At 60.9% G+C, this 18,447-nt stretch carries 18 protein-coding genes and 1 pseudogene; 7 read left to right on the top strand and 12 right to left on the bottom strand.

All coding sequences use genetic code 11. From position 1 onward, the window contains the following. Window positions 1–147: 147 nt before the first annotated feature. On the top strand, window positions 148–1,476 hold the full coding sequence (locus tag HTT03_RS04455; protein WP_174858652.1) for a DUF5930 domain-containing protein: 1,329 nt from the start codon (window positions 148–150) through the stop codon (window positions 1,474–1,476). After that, the gene (locus tag HTT03_RS04460) at window positions 1,466–1,966 is read left to right on the top strand and encodes a bactofilin family protein (protein WP_174858653.1); all 501 of its coding nucleotides are present in this window, start codon (window positions 1,466–1,468) and stop codon (window positions 1,964–1,966) included. Before HTT03_RS04455 ends, HTT03_RS04460 begins: the two co-directional genes overlap by 11 nt. 99 nt (window positions 1,967–2,065) lie before the next feature. Here HTT03_RS04460 and HTT03_RS04465 read toward each other — a convergent pair whose 3' ends face one another. The 3 genes from HTT03_RS04465 to HTT03_RS04475 all read right to left on the bottom strand — a co-directional run bounded on the left by HTT03_RS04465 (window position 2,066) and on the right by HTT03_RS04475 (window position 4,152). Continuing rightward, a complete protein-coding gene (locus HTT03_RS04465; RefSeq protein WP_174858654.1) occupies window positions 2,066–3,034 on the bottom strand; it encodes a DUF3179 domain-containing protein in 969 nt (322 codons plus the stop codon). A 64-nt stretch (window positions 3,035–3,098) separates the two neighbouring features. Beyond that, window positions 3,099–3,653, bottom strand: a complete 555-nt coding sequence (locus HTT03_RS04470; protein WP_174858655.1) for a peptidylprolyl isomerase — start codon at window positions 3,651–3,653, stop codon at window positions 3,099–3,101. Beyond that, a complete protein-coding gene (locus HTT03_RS04475) occupies window positions 3,646–4,152 on the bottom strand; it encodes a peptidylprolyl isomerase (RefSeq protein ID WP_174858656.1) in 507 nt (168 codons plus the stop codon). Before HTT03_RS04475 ends, HTT03_RS04470 begins: the two co-directional genes overlap by 8 nt. Window positions 4,153–4,278: 126 nt before the next feature. Here HTT03_RS04475 and HTT03_RS04480 point away from each other — a divergent pair, with 126 nt between their 5' ends. The 5 genes from HTT03_RS04480 to HTT03_RS04500 all read left to right on the top strand — a co-directional run bounded on the left by HTT03_RS04480 (window position 4,279) and on the right by HTT03_RS04500 (window position 9,825). After that, window positions 4,279–5,457, top strand: coding sequence for a phosphoglycerate kinase (locus HTT03_RS04480; protein WP_174858657.1), 1,179 nt, complete (start codon window positions 4,279–4,281; stop codon window positions 5,455–5,457). A 120-nt stretch (window positions 5,458–5,577) separates the two neighbouring features. Further along, a complete protein-coding gene (locus HTT03_RS04485; protein WP_174858658.1) occupies window positions 5,578–5,877 on the top strand; it encodes an FtsB family cell division protein in 300 nt (99 codons plus the stop codon). 175 nt (window positions 5,878–6,052) lie between these two features. Then, entirely contained in the window at window positions 6,053–7,060 is a 1,008-nt protein-coding gene (gene pdhA / locus HTT03_RS04490) for a pyruvate dehydrogenase (acetyl-transferring) E1 component subunit alpha (RefSeq protein WP_174858659.1), read from the top strand. Window positions 7,061–7,064: 4 nt separating this feature from the next. Beyond that, entirely contained in the window at window positions 7,065–8,456 is a 1,392-nt protein-coding gene (locus HTT03_RS04495; protein ID WP_174858660.1) for a pyruvate dehydrogenase complex E1 component subunit beta, read from the top strand. A gap of 10 nt (window positions 8,457–8,466) precedes the next feature. Continuing rightward, window positions 8,467–9,825 carry a pyruvate dehydrogenase complex dihydrolipoamide acetyltransferase gene (locus tag HTT03_RS04500; protein WP_174858661.1) on the top strand — a complete coding sequence of 453 codons (1,359 nt, stop codon included), beginning with the start codon at window positions 8,467–8,469 and terminating at the stop codon, window positions 9,823–9,825. A 139-nt stretch (window positions 9,826–9,964) separates the two neighbouring features. Here the strand turns inward: HTT03_RS04500 and cysE are convergent, their stop codons facing one another. The 9 genes and pseudogenes from cysE to HTT03_RS04545 form a co-directional block, all read right to left on the bottom strand. Beyond that, a complete protein-coding gene (cysE, locus tag HTT03_RS04505) occupies window positions 9,965–10,777 on the bottom strand; it encodes a serine O-acetyltransferase (RefSeq protein WP_174858662.1) in 813 nt (270 codons plus the stop codon). Between the two features lie 132 nt (window positions 10,778–10,909). Next, a complete protein-coding gene (locus HTT03_RS04510; RefSeq protein ID WP_174858663.1) occupies window positions 10,910–14,839 on the bottom strand; it encodes a baseplate multidomain protein megatron in 3,930 nt (1,309 codons plus the stop codon). Continuing rightward, window positions 14,839–15,278 (bottom strand): annotated as a pseudogene (locus tag HTT03_RS04515) (NlpC/P60 family protein). Before HTT03_RS04515 ends, HTT03_RS04510 begins: the two are co-directional and overlap by 1 nt. Further along, the gene (locus HTT03_RS04520; protein WP_174858664.1) at window positions 15,275–16,162 is read right to left on the bottom strand and encodes a DUF2163 domain-containing protein; all 888 of its coding nucleotides are present in this window, start codon (window positions 16,160–16,162) and stop codon (window positions 15,275–15,277) included. Before HTT03_RS04520 ends, HTT03_RS04515 begins: the two are co-directional and overlap by 4 nt. Further along, complete coding sequence (locus HTT03_RS04525) at window positions 16,162–16,794, bottom strand: DUF2460 domain-containing protein (protein ID WP_174858665.1); 633 nt, start codon at window positions 16,792–16,794, stop codon at window positions 16,162–16,164. The genes HTT03_RS04520 and HTT03_RS04525 overlap by 1 nt, the downstream gene beginning before the upstream one ends. A 27-nt stretch (window positions 16,795–16,821) precedes the next feature. Then, entirely contained in the window at window positions 16,822–17,481 is a 660-nt protein-coding gene (locus tag HTT03_RS04530) for a phage tail tape measure protein (protein ID WP_174858666.1), read from the bottom strand. Further along, the gene (locus HTT03_RS04535; RefSeq protein ID WP_174858667.1) at window positions 17,474–17,686 is read right to left on the bottom strand and encodes a rcc01693 family protein; all 213 of its coding nucleotides are present in this window, start codon (window positions 17,684–17,686) and stop codon (window positions 17,474–17,476) included. The genes HTT03_RS04530 and HTT03_RS04535 overlap by 8 nt, the downstream gene beginning before the upstream one ends. After that, a complete protein-coding gene (locus tag HTT03_RS04540; RefSeq protein WP_174858668.1) occupies window positions 17,683–17,997 on the bottom strand; it encodes a gene transfer agent family protein in 315 nt (104 codons plus the stop codon). The genes HTT03_RS04535 and HTT03_RS04540 overlap by 4 nt, the downstream gene beginning before the upstream one ends. 2 nt (window positions 17,998–17,999) lie before the next feature. Next, window positions 18,000–18,422: a phage major tail protein, TP901-1 family gene (locus tag HTT03_RS04545; RefSeq protein ID WP_174858669.1), complete on the bottom strand. Its 423-nt coding sequence runs from the start codon at window positions 18,420–18,422 to the stop codon at window positions 18,000–18,002. Between the last annotated feature and the right edge of the window lie 25 nt (window positions 18,423–18,447).

The following is an 18,447-nucleotide window of genomic DNA, read 5'->3' on the forward strand; positions in this document are numbered from 1 at the left end:
GCCCATCGGCGGAGTCCTGTGTGAGCAGACTGTTGCAAACGACCAACAGGGTTGCCCCCTTGTGATAGGCTGGCTATTGACGTTCGGGACGCGGGTCCGGGCGTGGACGGCTCCCCCCGCGGCGAGGGACGGGATAAGGACGACAACGTGCGCACACGGCTTGCCATTAAGACCAATGCTTTGCTGGAGCATTACTTCCCCGAACGACGAGTCTTTCTAAAATCTGACAGCGATACCCGTTTCATTCGCCTGCGCCCGGCGACTCAGGTGATCGGCTTTGCTGGGTCTGCGTTTCTGATTTCCTGGGCGATCATCGCCACGGCGATCATCTTGATGGACAGCATCGGCTCTGGCAATTTCCGCGAGCAGGCCAAACGCGACCAGCGCACCTATCAAGCGCGGCTCAACGAGCTTTCCGCTCAACGGGATCTACGCGCCGAAGAAGCCCTTGCCGCGCAAGACCGCTTTAACGCGGCGCTGAAGCAGATTTCGGTGATGCAGTCTGAACTGCTGTCCTCTGAAACCCGCCGGCGCGAGCTTGAGACCGGGATCGAGGTCATCCAATCCACCCTGCGCGACACGATGAAGGACCGCCAGACGGCACGTCTGAAGCTCGCCGAATTGCAGGGCAGCATCGAAAATGGCGAAGCGGGCAGCGTCCGCGCCGATGCCAACCAAGCGCCGGTTGATTTTCTGGCCCAAGCCTTGGCCCGCACTGCGGCAGAGCGTGATAAGGTCGTGGTGGATGCACAGGATGCGCTGTTGCAGGCTGATGAGATGGCGCAGGAAATTGCTTTGATGCGCGATCAGAACGACGCGATCTTTCGCCAGTTGGAAGAGGCGATGAGCGTCTCTGTCGCGCCGTTGGACAAAATGTTCCGCAGCGCGGGCATGCCGACCGACCGCATCCTCGCCACCGTGCGCCGGGGCTATTCCGGTCAGGGCGGCCCGATGACGCCGCTGTCTTTCTCGACACGGGGTGAAGAGCTGAGCGCCGACACCCGCCGCGCGAACAAGCTGCTGGACCAGATGGACCGCTTGAACCTCTACCGTATTGCCGCTGAAAAAGCGCCCTTTGCCAACCCGGTGAAAAACGCCTTCCGCTTTACCAGCCAGTTCGGCTATCGCCGCGACCCCAAAACCGGCGGGCGCCGGATGCACAAGGGTGTAGATTTTGCCGCAGGCATGGGCACGCCGCTTTATGCCACGGCCGATGGGGTCGTGACCCATGCGGGTTGGTCCTCGGGCTACGGCCGTTTGGTCAAGATCCAGCATGAGTTTGGCATTGAGACCCGCTACGCGCATATGTCCAAGCTTCGCGTGAAAGTTGGTCAAAGAGTCTCGCGCGGGCAACATATCGGTGATATGGGTGCCTCAGGACGGGTCACCGGTGTTCATCTCCATTATGAAGTCCGCGTAGGTGGCAAAGCTGTCAATCCCATGATCTATATCAAGGCTGCAAACGATGTTTTCTAAGAGCAAAATCAACGATCCCGCGCCCAATGATGCCGATGCGAACAAGCCGGCCTCTTCTGGTCACACAGCGGCCCCTGCCGCGCCCAAGCAGAACGAATTCAAGGCCAGCGCCCCGAAGGCAAAGCCGCCTGCTTCTGTACTGTCCTCCGATCTGCATGTGACCGGCAACATGAAAACCACCGGCGATATTCAGGTCGAAGGCACGGTTGAGGGCGACATCCGCGCGCATCTGTTGACCATTGGCGAGACCGCGACGATCAAGGGCGAAGTGGTTGCCGATGATGTGGTGATCAATGGCCGTATCGTGGGCCGTGTCCGTGGCCTCAAAGTGCGTCTGACATCGACCGCACGGGTTGAGGGTGACATCATCCACAAGACCATCGCAATCGAATCCGGCGCGCATTTCGAAGGCTCGGTGCAGCGTCAGGACGATCCGCTGAACCCCGGCGCAAAGTCTGCCCCTGCGCAAAAGCCGAACCCAGCTTCCTAAGCCCGCGACTGGGTCCAAGAATGCACGGGCGTCGCAGGCAACTGCGGCGCTCGTTTTCGTTCTAGGGTATCGTTTGGGGGGGCGGTTCGTCAGACTCGCTTAGCGCCCCAACATCCAAGTGCCGTTCGGCCAGAACGCATCAAAGGCGAAAGCGAACATCACGTCATGCGGCACATCGCGTCCGGCGCTGTCGCGCACACGGATGCTGCCGACGTCGCGCCCTTCGCTGATCTGCCCCGCATCCAGCGCAGAGGCCTGCCCTGCCCGCCATGTGATGGTCACACCGGCCTCACGCACCTCTCCCTCCTCGGCCAGTCGGTTGAGCCGCCACGCCCGCTCCCCAACGCGAACCACGCGTTCCAGCGGCGCAATACCGTGGGGCGGTTGAGCGCCGTCGTAGAGGAAGGGTCTGGCCGACGAATCATAGCCACGGTACGGGTTGCGCCCATAGGCGCGGTTGTAGGACGGCTCCTCCATCACCAGCCCATCCGGATGACGCGCGGTGTAATCGGCCCAGCTTTCCAGCCAGCTTGGCAAGTGCTTTAGCTCGGTGCCTGTCAGCGCCCCGACGATGGCGCGACCCTCTGCCTGTTGCCACCAGCTTTGCGTCTCGCGGTCATACATCACCATATCTGAATGACGCAGCTTGCCCGAGACGCCAAAGCGCAACACTTGCCCGGCAACGCGACGGTCAAAGACCAGCGCAGAATTGCACAGCGGGCAGAAGGTCACGGCAATGGGGCGACCTTGGACCGTGTCGTTCACGATCTCATGCCACGTCAGATAGCGAATCGGATAGGCCCGCGGCTTGGCTCCGTCGATCTCAACCGTGATGACCGGCTCGCGCGGGGCGATGCGGGTCTCAGAGGCAGCGGTTCGGAACGCAGGCGCATCGAGTGCAGGAATACCGTCTTTCGGCGGGCCACCTGAGATGATCTCAGCCCAATCGGTGATACTTGTTTTTGTGAAATCAGTCTGAGGCCACTCCCCCTGCCAGCGGGCGGGATCGGCAGTGGCGGGCATGGCCGCAAGGCCAAGGGTCAAAACAATGGCGCATAGTCTGATCATCTGACCAGCTTGGCGCACAGGGGGGTGGGCAAGCAAGCCCACCCCACGCAATCGGGAACAGTTGTTACTCGGTCACGGTGACGGTTTTCATCACATCGGGCGTGCCTACCACCGCACCATTCGGGCCTGTGCCACGTTTGATGGCGTCCACCACGTCTTGGCCTTCGGTCACTTTACCAACGACCGTATATTGGCCATTGAGGAAAGGTGCCTCGTCGAACATGATGAAGAACTGGCTGTTGGCGCTGTCCGGGCTCTGGCTGCGGGCCATACCGACAACGCCCTTTTCATAAGCGATGTCCGAGAACTCTGCGTTGAGGTCCGGCTTCTCGGACCCGCCCATGCCAGCACGCGCGGTATCGCCGCCGGATTTGCCAAATTGCACGTCACCTGTCTGCGCCATGAAGCCGTCGATCACGCGGTGAAAGACCACACCGTCATAGGCGCCTTCTTCGGCCAGTTCGGTGATCTGCGCGACGTGGTTGGGGGCTACGTCTTCGAGCAGGTCGATCTTGATCGTGCCATTCGCCTCGCCCGCGACCTCGATCTCAAGCCCGGTGGCCATCGCCGCCGTGCCGAGGAGCGCGAAAACCGCGCTGGTGGTTGCCAGCTTACGCATCTGCGGCCACCTTGACGGAGATCATGCGGTCGGGGTTCGCAGGCGGCTCACCGCGTGTGATCGCGTCGACGTGCTCCATGCCGGAAATGACCTGCCCGTAAACGGTGTACTGACCGTTGAGGAAGTCATTGTCTTTGAAGTTGATGAAGAACTGGCTGTTGGCGCTGTCGGGGTTGGCCGAACGGGCCGCACCGATGGTGCCGCGAGCATGTGGAACTTTAGAGAATTCCGCCGGCAGGTTCGGCAGGTCGGAGCCGCCGGTGCCAGCCGCGCGCAGGTTGAAGTTGTCTTCCATATTGCCGTTGGCGACATCGCCGGTCTGGGCCATGAAACCTTCGATCACGCGGTGGAAAGCGACATTGTCGTATTTCCCGGCGCGGGCCAGTTCCTTCATCCGCTCGACATGCTTGGGCGCAAGGTCGGGCATCAGTTCGATGGTGACGGTGCCGCCTTTCAGCTCCATCAGGATGGTGTTTTCGGGGTCTTTGATCTCGGCCATTGGGCAATCCTTCAGTTAATCTTTGCCAGATACCTAGGCGGCTTGGCGGCGATTGCCAAGCCGCGCATTGACGTCACGCCCGATAACAGCAAAACACAGCGCAAGTGATTGAACGGGAGAAGAGTGATGGGCTGGAAAACGCTGGACGACATGGATCTGAACGGCAAACGCGTACTGCTGCGCGTGGACATCAACGTGCCGGTTGAGGATGGCCGCGTGACCGACGCCACCCGGATTGAGCGGATCGTCCCCACGGTAAACGACATCCTCTCGCGCGGCGGCAAGGTCACGCTACTGGCGCACTTTGGGCGTCCCAAGGGCAAAGCCGTCGATGCGATGAGCCTCAAGCAGATCCTGCCCGCGCTGAAAGAGGCATTGGACCGCGATGTGAGTTTTGTGCCGTCGCTGGAGGCCGCAGCCACGGCAGAAGACGATCTGCAACTCATGGAAAACATCCGCTTCTATCCCGGCGAAGAGGTCAATGACGCTGATTTTGCCGGCCAACTGGCGGATCTGGGCGATATCTATTGCAACGACGCCTTCTCTGCTGCCCACCGTGCCCATGCCTCAACCGAAGCGCTGGCGCGACTGCTGCCCGCCTGTGCAGGCCGCTTGATGCAGGCCGAACTCTCGGCGCTAGAGAAGGCATTGGCCAAACCCGAACGCCCGGTTGGGGCCGTGGTCGGTGGGGCCAAGGTCTCGACCAAGATCGCGCTGCTGGAAAACCTCGTGAACAAGCTCGATCTGCTGGTCATCGGCGGCGGCATGGCGAATACCTTCTTGGCAGCCCTCGGCGCTGATCTGGGCAAGTCGCTACAAGAGCCGGATTACTTCGACACCGCGAACGACATCATGGCGCAGGCTGAAAAAGCAGGCTGCCGGGTGATCTTGCCGGTGGACGGCCTGGTCGCGCGTGAGTTTGCCAAAGGGGCCGCGCATGAGGTGGCCCAGCTTGGCCCCGATGCCAAGTTGGCCTCCGATCAAATGGTGCTGGACGCTGGCCCCGACACGGTCGCACTGGTCGAGACCGCCTTTGCCGGACTGCGCACGCTGATCTGGAACGGTCCAATGGGCGCCTTTGAAATCCCGCCATTCGACACGGCAACCGTCGCCGCTGCCCGCGCGGCCGCTAAGCAGACTCGTGATGGCACGCTGACCTCGGTCGCGGGCGGCGGGGACACGGTTGCAGCACTCAACCAAGCAGGCGTGGCCGAGGACTTCACCTATATTTCCACCGCTGGCGGCGCGTTCCTTGAATGGATGGAGGGCAAAACCCTGCCCGGCGTCGCGGCCCTTGGCGGATAAGTCACGCCTGCCGAAAAACTGGTTAATATCCTATGGCATAGGCGTGCGAGGGGTTCCCCTGAGCGAATCGCCTGTGCCATAAAGGTTGCACGCCCGGTAAGAGGCGACAGAGGCAGAGACATGACGCGCAGCACCCGCCCCGCATTCGGTACCCTACTGTTCTTCGCGATCGCCTTCGCGCTGAGCCTGTATTTTACCTTTGCCGCCGTGCAAGGGGATTTCGGGCTGTTCCGCCGGACGGAGATCGTAGCCGAGAACCAAAAGCTAAGCGCGCGTCTTGAAGAAGTCCGGGCCGAAGTCGCCCGGATGGAAAACCTTACCAAGCGCCTGTCTGACGACTACCTCGACCTTGATCTGCTTGATGAGCGCGCGCGCAAAGTTCTAGGCATGGTGCGCACGGACGAGATCGTCATCCGCTAATCTTCCTTTCTGTAAGGTTGCAATTCTTCCGTTCTTCTGGCCCACTTCGGCTTGCCAGAACCGATACGCACGCCAGTTTACAAAGTCTCTCGCAATCCAGCGCGGAATGCGCTAGAGAATAGTTTAACGCTAAACTACTTTTGGCACCTGACCAGAGCCGACGGAGGAGACGTCCATGGCCGCAAAGAAATCGAGCAAGAAATCCAATGTCTCGGCGGAGGAGTTAACCAGCTATTACCGCGACATGCTGTTGATCCGGCGCTTTGAGGAGAAGGCGGGACAACTCTATGGCATGGGGCTGATCGGCGGGTTCTGCCACCTCTACATCGGTCAAGAAGCTGTCGTCGTCGGGCTCGAAGCAGCGGCTGAGGAAGGTGACAAGCGCATCACCTCCTACCGCGATCACGGTCATATGCTGGCCTGCGGCATGGACCCCAACGGCGTGATGGCTGAGCTTACGGGCCGCGAAGGGGGCTATTCCAAGGGCAAGGGCGGCTCGATGCATATGTTCTCGAAAGAGAAGCATTTTTACGGCGGTCATGGCATCGTTGCAGCACAGGTACCGCTCGGTGCGGGCCTCGCATTTGCCGATAAGTACAAGGACAACGGGCGCGTCACCTTTACCTATTTTGGTGATGGTGCGGCGAACCAAGGTCAGGTCTATGAGACCTTTAACATGGCCGCCCTGTGGAAGCTCCCGGTGGTTTTTGTCATTGAAAACAACCAATACGCTATGGGGACCTCGCAGCAGCGCTCGACCTCTTCGGCAGAGATTTGGGAGCGCGGCAAGGCTTTCGGCATCCCCGGCGAAGCGGTGGACGGGATGGACGTGCTGGCCGTCAAGGAAGCTGGCCAGAAGGCGGTGGCACATGCCCGCAAAGACGGCCCCTATATTCTTGAGATCAAAACCTACCGCTATCGCGGCCACTCTATGTCCGACCCGGCAAAATACCGCACCCGCGAAGAGGTCCAGAAAATGCGCGACGAGCGTGACCCGATTGAGGCCGTGCGCACCCTGCTGCTGGAGGGCAACCACGCCAGCGAGGACGATCTCAAAGCCATCGACAAGGAGATCAAGAAGATCGTGAACGAAAGCGCCGATTTCGCCAAGGAAAGCCCAGAGCCGCATCTCGACGAGCTCTGGACCGACATCTACGCAACCGAAGTTCCGCAGGAGGCCTGAAGCAATGGCAACTGAAATTCTCATGCCCGCCCTCAGCCCCACCATGGAAGAAGGCACGCTGGCCAAATGGTTGGTCAAGGAGGGCGACGAAGTCTCCTCCGGTGACATTCTGGCCGAGATCGAAACCGACAAGGCCACGATGGAATTCGAAGCCGTCGACGAAGGCACCATTGGCAAAATCCTGATCGAGGAAGGCACCGAAGGCGTTAAGGTGAACACCGCCATCGCCGTGCTGCTCGAAGAAGGCGAAAGCGCAGACGACATCGACACGGCGAAATCCGCCCCCTCCGAAGACAAGAATGACGAGGCCAAGCCCGCGCAGGCGAAATCCTCGAACGAGGGCCGCGAGACGCCCGCTGAGGGCAAGAAACAGCCCGAGCCCGACACCAGCCCCGACTGGCCCGAAGGCACGCCGATGAAGCAGCAAACCGTGCGCGAAGCGCTGCGCGACGCCATGGCCGAAGAAATGCGCCGCGACGAGGATGTCTTTCTCATGGGCGAGGAAGTGGCCGAGTACCAAGGGGCCTATAAAATCTCGCAAGGTCTGCTGGACGAGTTCGGCGCGAAACGTGTGATCGACACGCCGATCACCGAGCATGGTTTTGCAGGCGTTGGCGTAGGTGCGGCCTTTGGCGGTCTGCGCCCTATTGTCGAGTTCATGACCTTTAACTTCGCCATGCAGGCGATGGACCAAATCATTAACTCGGCAGCGAAAACACTTTATATGTCCGGCGGCCAGATGGGCGCTCCTATGGTGTTCCGTGGCCCCAACGGTGCCGCCGCCCGCGTGGCGGCGCAGCATAGCCAAGACTACGCCGCATGGTTCATGCAGATCCCCGGCCTCAAGGTCGCGATGCCCTATTCGGCAAGCGATTACAAAGGCTTAATGAAAACCGCGATCCGCGACCCGAACCCTGTGATCTTCCTTGAGAACGAAATTCTCTATGGCCGCAGTTTCGATGTACCGGATGTCGAGGATTACACGGTCCCCTTCGGCAAGGCCCGCATCTGGCGCGAAGGCAACGACGTCACCATCGTCAGCTTCGGCATCGGCATGACCTATGCGCTTGAGGCAGCAGAGAAACTCGCCGAAGAGGGTATCGAGGCAGAGGTCATCGACCTGCGCACCCTGCGCCCGATGGACACTGACTCGGTGCTGAAATCGGTGATGAAAACCAACCGCTGCGTCACCGTCGAAGAAGGCTGGCCGCAGGGCTCGGTCGGCGGCTACATCAGCAGCGTCATCATGCAAGAGGCGTTTGACTACCTAGACGCTCCGGTCATCAACTGCACCGGCAAGGACGTGCCAATGCCCTATGCCGCCAACCTCGAAAAACACGCGCTTGTCACCACGGATGAGGTGATTGAAGCCGTGAAACAAGTCACCTACCGGTAAGGAGCGGATCATGCCCACAGAAATTCTCATGCCCGCCCTTTCGCCTACGATGGAGGAAGGCACGCTCGCCAAATGGCTGGTCAAGGAAGGCGACGAGGTCTCCTCCGGCGACATTCTGGCCGAGATTGAAACCGACAAGGCCACGATGGAATTCGAAGCTGTCGATGAAGGCACCATCGGCAAGATCCTGATCGACGAGGGCAGCGAAGGCGTGAAGGTGAACACGCCGATCGCCGTGCTGCTTGAAGAAGGCGAAAGCGCGGACGACATCGACACGTCCTCCGCCCCCACCAAGGACGCGAAACCGCAGGCCGAGGAAGCGCCGAAAGCCGCCGAGGCCGAAACGCCGGAAGCGGGCTATGGCCGCGGTGCGACGGATGCCAACAACGCGCCGGTCAAAAGCGATACCAAGGCCCCCGCCGCGCCCAAGACCGACAAGGGCGAGCGCATCTTCGCCTCCCCCCTCGCCCGCCGCATCGCCGCGGACAAGGGTCTCGACCTGTCGCAAATCGAGGGCAGCGGCCCGCGCGGTCGGATCGTGAAAGCGGATGTCGAGAATGCCCAGCCAACGGCTGCCAAGGCAGATACCCCCGCCGCCTCGAAGGACGCGGCCCCGGTTGCGCAGCCGGCCCCCGCGGGTCCCTCGGCAGACGCCGTGCGCAAAATGTACGAAGACCGCGAGGTCGAGGAGGTCAAACTCGACGGGATGCGCAAGACCATCGCCGCGCGCCTTACCGGGGCCAAGCAGACGGTCCCGCATTTCTACCTGCGTCGCGACATCCAGATCGACGCGCTGCTCTCCTTCCGCAGCGATCTGAACAAGCAGTTGGACTCGCGCGGGGTGAAGCTCTCGGTCAACGACTTCATCATCAAGGCCTGCGCGCTGGCGCTGCAATCTGTGCCCGACGCAAATGCCGTCTGGGCCGGGGATCGCATTCTCAAGCTGAAACCTTCGGACGTGGCCGTGGCCGTGGCCATCGAAGGCGGTCTCTTTACCCCCGTGTTGAAGGACGCCGACAGCAAGTCGCTCTCGACCCTCTCGGCCCAGATGAAAGACCTCGCCACCCGTGCCCGCGACCGCAAGCTCGCACCGCATGAGTATCAGGGCGGCAGCTTTGCGATTTCTAACCTCGGCATGTTCGGCATCGACAACTTTGACGCGGTCATCAACCCACCGCATGGCGCAATCCTTGCGGTGGGTGCAGGCGTTAAGAAACCGGTCATCGGCAAGGATGGTGAGATCACCGCCGCCACTGTGATGTCGGTGACCCTATCCGTGGACCACCGCGTGATTGACGGAGCATTGGGCGCGGAATTGCTGAACGCAATTGTCGAGAACCTCGAAAACCCGATGGTTATGTTGGCCTGATCGACGCAGTCTCTTTGGCCAGAAATACTTTGCGGAGTTTGGGGGCCGACAACCCTCAACTCCGCCGGTAGGTCGGCACTTACAAAATTAAAGCCGGAGCAAATGCTCCGGCTTTTTGAATTAGTGCTGACAGTAAAACCTATTCGTAGTCTGGACCAAACAGATGGTTCATCGACATTGACGGCTGATCACAACCCGCCTCTCCCACGATCCGCGCAGGGATGCCTGCCACGGTTTTGCAGGCCGGCACTTCTTCTAACACCACCGAGCCCGCGGCGATACGGCTGCAATGGCCGATCTTGATGTTGCCCAGTACCTTCGCGCCTGCGCCGATCAAAACCCCATCGCCGATCTTTGGGTGGCGATCCTCTTCTTCCTTACCCGTCCCACCAAGCGTCACCGAGTGCAGCATTGAGACATTGTCCCCGACCACAGCCGTTTCGCCGATCACGATGGAATGGGCGTGGTCGATCATGATCCCTTTGCCGAGCCTTGCCGCAGGGTGAATATCAACGCCGAAAATCTCGCTCACCCGCATTTGGATGAAGTAGGCCAGATCGCGTTTCCCCTTGGTATAGAGATGATGCCCAACCCGGTAAGCCTGCACAGCCTGATACCCTTTGTAATACAAGATCGGCTGCAATAGGCGATGGCAGGCCGGGTCGCGATCATAGACTGCGCGTAAATCAGCGCGTGCGGCAGTGACCAGGTCGGCGTCTTCGGCATAGGCCTCTTCTACCATTTCGCGCACCACCATCATCGACATTTCATTCGAAGACAGCTTGGCCGCAATACGGTAAGACAGTGCGTTTTCAATGGACTTATGGTGCAAAATACAGGCATGGACAAAGCCGCCCATCAACGGCTCATCGCGCACCGTGGCCTCGGCTTCTTGCTGGATGCGATCCCAAACCGGGTCCATTTTTGAGATACTACTGCGTGTCTGTGCCATGTCCATCTGTCCTTCGCGCTAAGGCCATAGTAGCTCATGCAACAGCGCGGGACCAATTGTAAATCCGTCCCGCGCAGAAACGTGAATTGAGGATGCGGCCTTTGCGACGCGGAGTCGGCTGCATTTCACCACTCACGGCACGACCTGAAGCCTCGCTGCCAAACCCGCGCCATAGGCTGCTGACACCTGCGCTACCTCAATGGAAAAAGGCGCGGCAACCCCATCCGCTGTCTGTTCTGCCTTGCTGTAGGACCAATTTGGCGCGTTTAGCAAAACCTCGCGCCGCTGCTCGCTACCGACGGCTACGCGGACCAGATAGCTCTCTTGTTCCTCGCCCAAAGGCACGTCAGGCCCCTCCCAAGGGTCGCCGTCGACCCGGGTGCGGCGGACCCAACTGATGTGGACATCCCCATTCGCACCGGTCTCACTGCGCAGATGGCAGGGGCTATAGGGGCGCAGCCCATTGCCGTCAAAGGCGTGTTGTCGGTGCAGATAGGAGGGATCGCCCACTGGCCTTTGCGCGGGTCCAATACGGTAGTGCTGCGCCACCCGCCGCTGATGGCGGCCAAGTTCAAGCTGTTGCGGATGGCCGTCCATCAGGACGAAAACCGATTCCGCCGGCCAAGCGTCAGGCATCAGGGCATCGGTCCCCGCCTGCCCCCGAAGCCGCCCGCTCAGCCAATAGGTGAGCGGGGCGACCAGCTCGGCCTGCTCGAATTGAAACAACTCCCAATTGTCTGCACTTCCATCGCCGATGGCCGCAAGGTTCGCCCCATTCAACAGGGCCTCACGGCTCACCGATTGCAAAGTGCCACTGGTCAACTTGACCTCCAGAACCGGCCCATGCTCCAGCAAGCCCGAAGGCGCCTTTAGCAAAGGCGTCCCTGTCGTTCCGATGGTCGCGCGGGCGGGTAGAATTCCGTTCAACGCATAATCGCTATCGCTGGCCGAACGGTAGACCGCCACCGATCCGGGCCATGGGTTTGCGGTCACCGCCAAATGGGGCGCGTAAGGCACCTCATCCCCGCGCATCAAGGGCAAATCCATGAAGTGCGGCAACACCGGCACGGGCGGTACAAAGGGCCGCAGGCTCGCCAACTGCGCATCAAATGGGAGGGTGTCATACACTTCCGGTTCGATCCGCACCCCCTCGACCAAGAGCGCGCCTGCCTTTTCAACCCGGTCAATCCGGTAGCGTGCGCTGCCTTCCTGCCCGTCGCCCGGCAGTTCGATCACATCCCCCGCGCCAAGCGCCATGCGCGATGGTGGCAGCGCCAATCGGACGGTTTCGCGGGCAACTCGGCTTTCTGTCAGCCAGCGCTCGACCAGCTGCCGCCCTTCGCCGCGTGTCAGGGCCATATTCAACTCTGACCCGCTGGCCGCATGGGTCGCCTCATCCGCCAGAACCGCCTCTTCGGACACAACGTCAAAGTCGCCATCCGCTTCGACGAAACGCAACCGCACCCGACCGGCGATTTCCGCCTCAGCTTCGCGAAGCTGTTCGGTGATCCCTGCGAGGTCGGGACTCACGGCGAGCTCCGCCGGGTCCAGCGGCATAGCGTCCGCGCCGTCGCGCATCTGAAATGTTAGCACCCCTGCCCGCTCTATCGCGTCAAAACCATAGCGCAGCATCAAAGGCTGCAACGCCTGTCGCCCTTCGCCCACGTGATCGACCGCATAGCCGCGCACATAGCCGAAAAGCTGCGAGGTATCGAAATGCTCCACCCCCGCCCGTCGGCAAATCTCACCGACCACGGAGGCCAAAGTCCGCCCCGAAGCACGCCCGTTCAACCAATGCCCGCGCGGATAATTTTCGCCATCGCTCCACAGTCCTACGTTGTTTGGAAAATACGGGAATGGCCGCATGTCCCAAGCCCAAACGAAGGCGCGTAACAGGTCGAGCATCCGGCCCCCGTATTCCTCTGACATAGGATTATGGGCAGGATCGCTCCAATATTCGGACATTGCCCGCAGATATTGTATCTGCATCAGGTCATCCCGCGCACCATTGGAATACCGCGGCAAGGCGCTTTCCGAGCTTTTCAGGTCGAGAAACTTATTGGGCTGGTTAGCGCCCTTATCAATGGCCGCACAGCCGTATTCCGTGAACCAGATCGGCTTGGACATCGGCACCCAGTCTGTTGGCTCAGCGTCCCGTATCCCGTTGATCCGGTTATGGTGCGAATTGCGCCACCAATTGCGCAGATCTTTGTAGCGGTAGACCCAAGGTTCGCCGTGGGCGCCATCGGTGATCGGCGTTCGGATCTGCGCCGCGCGGGCCTCGGGGGAATGATAGTACCAATCATATCCCTCGCCGCCTTCGATATTGGCTTTGAGGTAGTCGACTTCATGGATCGACGACCACTCAGCAGCGTCCAGATGTTCATCGCCATCGCGCCAATCGGCCAGTGGCATATAGTTGTCGATCCCGATGAAATCGATATTGTCATCCGCCCAAAGCGGATCGAGATGAAAGAAGAGGTCCCCGCTGCCGTCCTGCGGATGATAGCCAAAGTACTCCGACCAATCCGCTGCATAGCTGATCTTGACTGAAGGCCCGAGCAAAGCGCGCACCTCAGCCGCCAGTTGACGCAGTGCAGCCACGGCAACAAAGGCATTCCCAACGCCGCGAACCTGCGTGATCCCGCGCATCTCGGACGAAATGCAAAAGGCATCCACCCCGCCCGCTGCGGCGCAAAGTGCCGCATAGTGCAGAATGAACCGTGACAGGCTCCATTCCTCTGGCCCGCTGTAGCTTACCGTCTCTCCGGAAATGGTAAAATCCGCCGCCGTGACCGTGCCAAAGAATGCCGCGACTTCATCTTCCGCCACCGCTGATCCATCTGGACTGCCCGGTCGGCCCGGCGCTTTCGATAGGGTGATCCGCCCCCGCCACGGCAACGCGGGCTGAGACAGAGCATCGCTGTAGGGATCGGGCAGATCATTTCCCTCGGTCTGATCCATCAGAATGAAGGGGTAGAACATTACCGCTTTGCCCGCTTGCCGCAGCGCTTGGATCGCTTCCACCACCGCAGCATCGGCGGGGGTGCCGCCGTAGATCGGCCGATCATTCGAAGTGGCGATAACCTCTGCCGCGCTCCGCGATAGGCCGGACACGGCCCATGGCATGTTTTCGCCCTCGATCTCGGCGTCTTCCACCTTAGGGCGTAAGCGACATTCGCCACAGCGCAGATCACTGCCGAACCAGCACACCACGAGCGAGGCGGCCTCCAACTTAGGCAGTTCCTCTGTCAGGCTCTCCAGAGACACCGAAAAGTCCGTCTTGCCTGCGGGCGTGTTAATATTGGCCGACCAATTCGCCCCCGGTCCATTGCTATAATGCACCGGCGTTGTTGCGAGACTGTATTCCCCCGTTCCGGGGATCAACGCCACCCCCTTCACCCCGAAGGGCGGCACATGCTGCCACCCCGGCGTGCTGGTCTGCTCAGGCCGCATTACCTCAAAGGAAAACTGCGGCACCCGGTTGCCAAACTGCGCGAGCGGCAGATCTTCGAAGACAACATAGGCGGTGCCGCGATAGGCAGGCACTTGGTCCCGGCCTTCGATCGCGGCAATTGTCGGGTCCGGTTGCTGGTCCCTGCTGCCTGTATAGACACGCATGTTCAAATCATCGGGCGCGACCTCCACACCGTCGGCCCAGACCCGGCCAACGCTGGTGATCTCCCCCTCACATAGGGCGATGGCAAGGCTGACGGTATAACTATAGCTGGTGGTCTTGGGCTTCGGCGGCCCACCCTTGCCGCCGCCGCTAACGCTGACATCTTCTTTGAACTGCGACGCCCAGATCACATGACCGCTCAACCGCATACGGCCATAAAGCTGCGTAATCGCTTCGCCCTCTCCCGATCCCGTCAGGCGAAAGCGGTCAACCCGGCCGGTCTCTACCGCTTGCCCGCCCTGGCCCAACAGACGTTGATCGACAAGGCGGCCCAGCGTGGCACCCACCGCGCGACCAACCGCGACCGAAGACAGACCGGCCAGAGTGCCACCAATAGAGCCGCCGAGAGCAGCGCCCGCAGCCGAAAGAACAATCGTTGCCATTAGGTGACCTCCTTAGGAAATTCAAATCGCGCCACGATGCGCCGCCGCCACGGCCCGCTCAGCGGGCTTTCCACGACCCCATGCCCGAATAGGCATGGATAAAAGTAGGCTTGGGCGCGATGCTGGCCTGTAACCCAAGATGTTTGGCCACAGATCCGTGCCGCATCCGAAACAACAGCACATCTCCCGCTGCCATATCTTCGGGCGACTTTGACCGCAGGTGTCGCTGCACCGCCGCCCAAAGTTGTTCTTCGCCTTGGGGCTCGGACCAATCCATCGAATAGGCAGGGACGGGCTCAGGCTCATCCCCCAGCAGTTCGCGCCACAGCCCCCGCAGCAGCCCCAGACAATCACAACCCGCGCCCCGCGTGGCGGCCTGATGGACGTATGGTGTCCCGATCCAACGGCGTGCTGCGATGACCAACCGCTCCTCAGTCATCGCCGCGACCCGCCGGTATTCACGCCATCAGACTGCGGCACCGCCATCATCCAGTCATCCTCCGGAAGATCGGGAAATCCTTGAAAATTGAGGAGGTTGTTGAACTTCAGCCGGCAGGTCTCCATCCGCTTGTCACAGCCTGCGGTGATCCGCACCATGGTCCCTGTGGCCATCGGCCCCCGGATCGGTTCCCACAGTTCGATGACCCGTTGGCCGTCTTCAAACCGATCTTGCTTGATCATCCCCCAAAGCCCGGCAGCAGGCCCATCCAAGACATCCAACCGACCACGCTCGAACCAGCCGTCGTCGAAGCCTGCGAAGTCGGCCCATCGAAATGTCTGCGCCCCTTCCACCGTTTCGACGGTCCGCGCATCGCTATAGCCCGGCGCGCTCACGTCAAACCCGCAGTTGCCGTCGCCCAATACGGCAGAACAGGGTTTTTGATAGACCCGCCCCATCGGCTGGTTGAGCGGTTCACTCAGACCCCGCAACTCTGCGCGGAAACTGCCGCCCGCGCGGTGCAACTCACCAATGCTTCCGCGAAACTGCAAGAGCCGTTGCGCCGGGTCTGTCCAGTTTACCAACCAAGCCTGCACCTCCGCACCGTCAAAGCGGCCCTGCTCTATCTCATCTTCGCGGATCGCATGGTCGCTAAGCGCGCCAATTGCCTCAGTGTTGTCCACCGACAGGCCAGTCGTTTGCGCCAAGGCCCGCGCGCTCAACCCGGTGTCGGCGCGAAACGTCACGCCGTCAAACTGCAGCGGCAGGTCGTGATCGGTAAAGGCGAAAACTTCTCCATCCGCCCGCGTCAACCTCCAGCAATGGCACAGCGTTGTCACGCCGCTGCCCAAATGCGCCGCGAAGGACGGCTCCACCCCGGCCATCAGACCCGCACCTCAATCACCGGCACATCAGGCACCTGACCCGCCTGAAAGCTCTCGACCGACACAAGGATACGATCCGTGTTGAACCGCACCGGCACGTCAAACTCATAGCCAGCAAAGATCTCAACCGCCGGGTCTGGCGGATGGGCAAAGGTGATGATGCCAGTCGCCGCGTCAACGTCGTATTCGACACCCTCTTGCAGCTCATCCTGCTCCAACCCCACACGCACCGTTCCGGCAACCGGCTTCGAAATGGGGCGCCGGTAGCTCTGCCCGCCAGAACGGTAGGTCTTGTAAATCTGGAAACTGGCCGTTTCCCCGTCGCCAAAACCGATACTTTGATCGTCAAAGGCCACCGGCACCTCCGCCTTGCCGGACTTGTAATCGGCCCAGTCTTTCCAGCGAAATGCGTACATCTGCCCCATACGCGCTTCAAAGAAGGCGACCAGTTCTTGCAGATCGTCGATAGACCGCATCCCCAACCCGGCGTCATAGCTCCGCCGAGAATGGGCCCATGGCGTGTTGCGCTCTTCAAAGCCGTTCGCCAGCGTGACAACCTCGGTCTGCCGCTGCGGCCCCCCAAGCGCGCCGAAACTCAAGGATGGGGGGAATCTGACGTCGTGAAATTGCATGTCCTGCACCTCTCTTCTCTGCCCACTTCAGCGATTGCGGTTGCCGCTGCTGAGCGCCCGGCTCACCTGCGCGGCGATTTGGCTTTGGCTGCGTTGGAAACTCTGCACATCGGGGGTGTTGATGTTCATCACAATGGTCGTGCCACCGCCGCCTCCGCCGCGCACCCCCAGCTTTCCATCCGCCCCCCGGGCCAAGGGCATGATTGCTTCAGGCCCCGCCTCGCCCATGATCCCAACGCCGCCCCGCATCGGGAAAGCCGTTGCCTGAGACACCACGCCGCCCTGCGCGAAGGGGCGCACTTTGCCCTGCGAGAAGGCAGCCCCCTGTGCAAAGGGCAACAGGTTTTCCATCACATTTCCAATGCCTTGGCTCATCATCCCGCCGAAATGCTCAGTCACTGGCCGCATTGCTGCATTGTAGGTCGAGCGGATCATCGAATTGGCCAGATCGCCCAGAGCGTCCGACAGTTTGGCGCCGTCAAACACCACACCGTCAAAAGCGCGGCGCAGGCCACGGCTCAGCCCTTTCTCCAAGGTCGCCACGTCCTTGCCCGTCGCGGCCAAAGACGCCCGCATACGCCGCAGTTCGCCGTCAAATCCTGAGACCAAGTCCCCGGTCTGCGCCAGCGTCTGGTTCAAATCCGCAGCCCGATCCTCCAGCCCGTCGAAATCATCAAAGTCAGCCATACTCGACCCCTTTCTTTGTATCCGGATAGGCCGCCATCAGCGCCGCCAATCCCTCGCTCAAAAGCGGAGCCGTGTCGCCAACCGGGCCTAGCATCAATTGCAGCTCCGCAGGGGTAAGCGCCCAGAACTCAGCCGGTCGCAGGGCCAGCCGCGACAGACCAAGACGCATAAGCCCAGGCCAATCGAAAGACGGCACCTGGCTCATGCCTGCACCGTAAAGGCCCGTGCCAGCAACTCGGCCGCCGCCCGCGCCGCTGCCATCGGTCCGCCCTCAATCTGCGCGTGTTCAATTTTCGCCGCGTCGATCTTTGACCCTCCACCGCGCAGGCCTGCGGCCAACAGCGCAACCACATCGCGGCTGCTAAAGCGGTTCCCCTCGAACCGTTCCACCAGCGCCAACAGGCTGTCAGCCTCCATCGCTGCCTCCAGTTCAGCCAATGCGCCAAGGGTCAGCCGCGCTTCATACCGCTCCCCGTCGATCACGATGGAGACCTCACCACGCCAAGGATTGCCCATGCTCACACCACCACGTCGGGAGTGAAGACCAGTTCCCCAGCCGATTGCAGGCTCAACTCAAACGTCGCCTCTCCGTTAAGCGACCCGGCGTATTCGATCGCGCTCACCTGAAACGGCCCCTCGACCACGCCGAAGTCTGGAATGATGACCTGAAAATCCGGCGTCATCCCATCAAAGAACAACTGCCGTGCGCGTTCATCCGTGCCGGCATCGCGAAACACCCCCGACCCGCTGATCGCCGCCGAGCGGACCCCGGCGCCCACCAGCAACTCCCGCCATCCGCCTTGGGAATCGAGTGTGGTCACGTCCACGGTTTCCGCGTTGAAGCTCACCCGTGTGGCCCGCAGCCCTGCAATTGTCTCGAACTGACCATCGCTGGTCATATCCACCTTGATCAAAAGATCCTTGCCCGCTTGAACAGCCATGTTCTTCTCCTGCAACTATCTGAAA

This window comes from Sulfitobacter maritimus, assembly GCF_013346665.1.
Classification (GTDB): Bacteria; Pseudomonadota; Alphaproteobacteria; order Rhodobacterales; family Rhodobacteraceae; genus Sulfitobacter; species Sulfitobacter maritimus.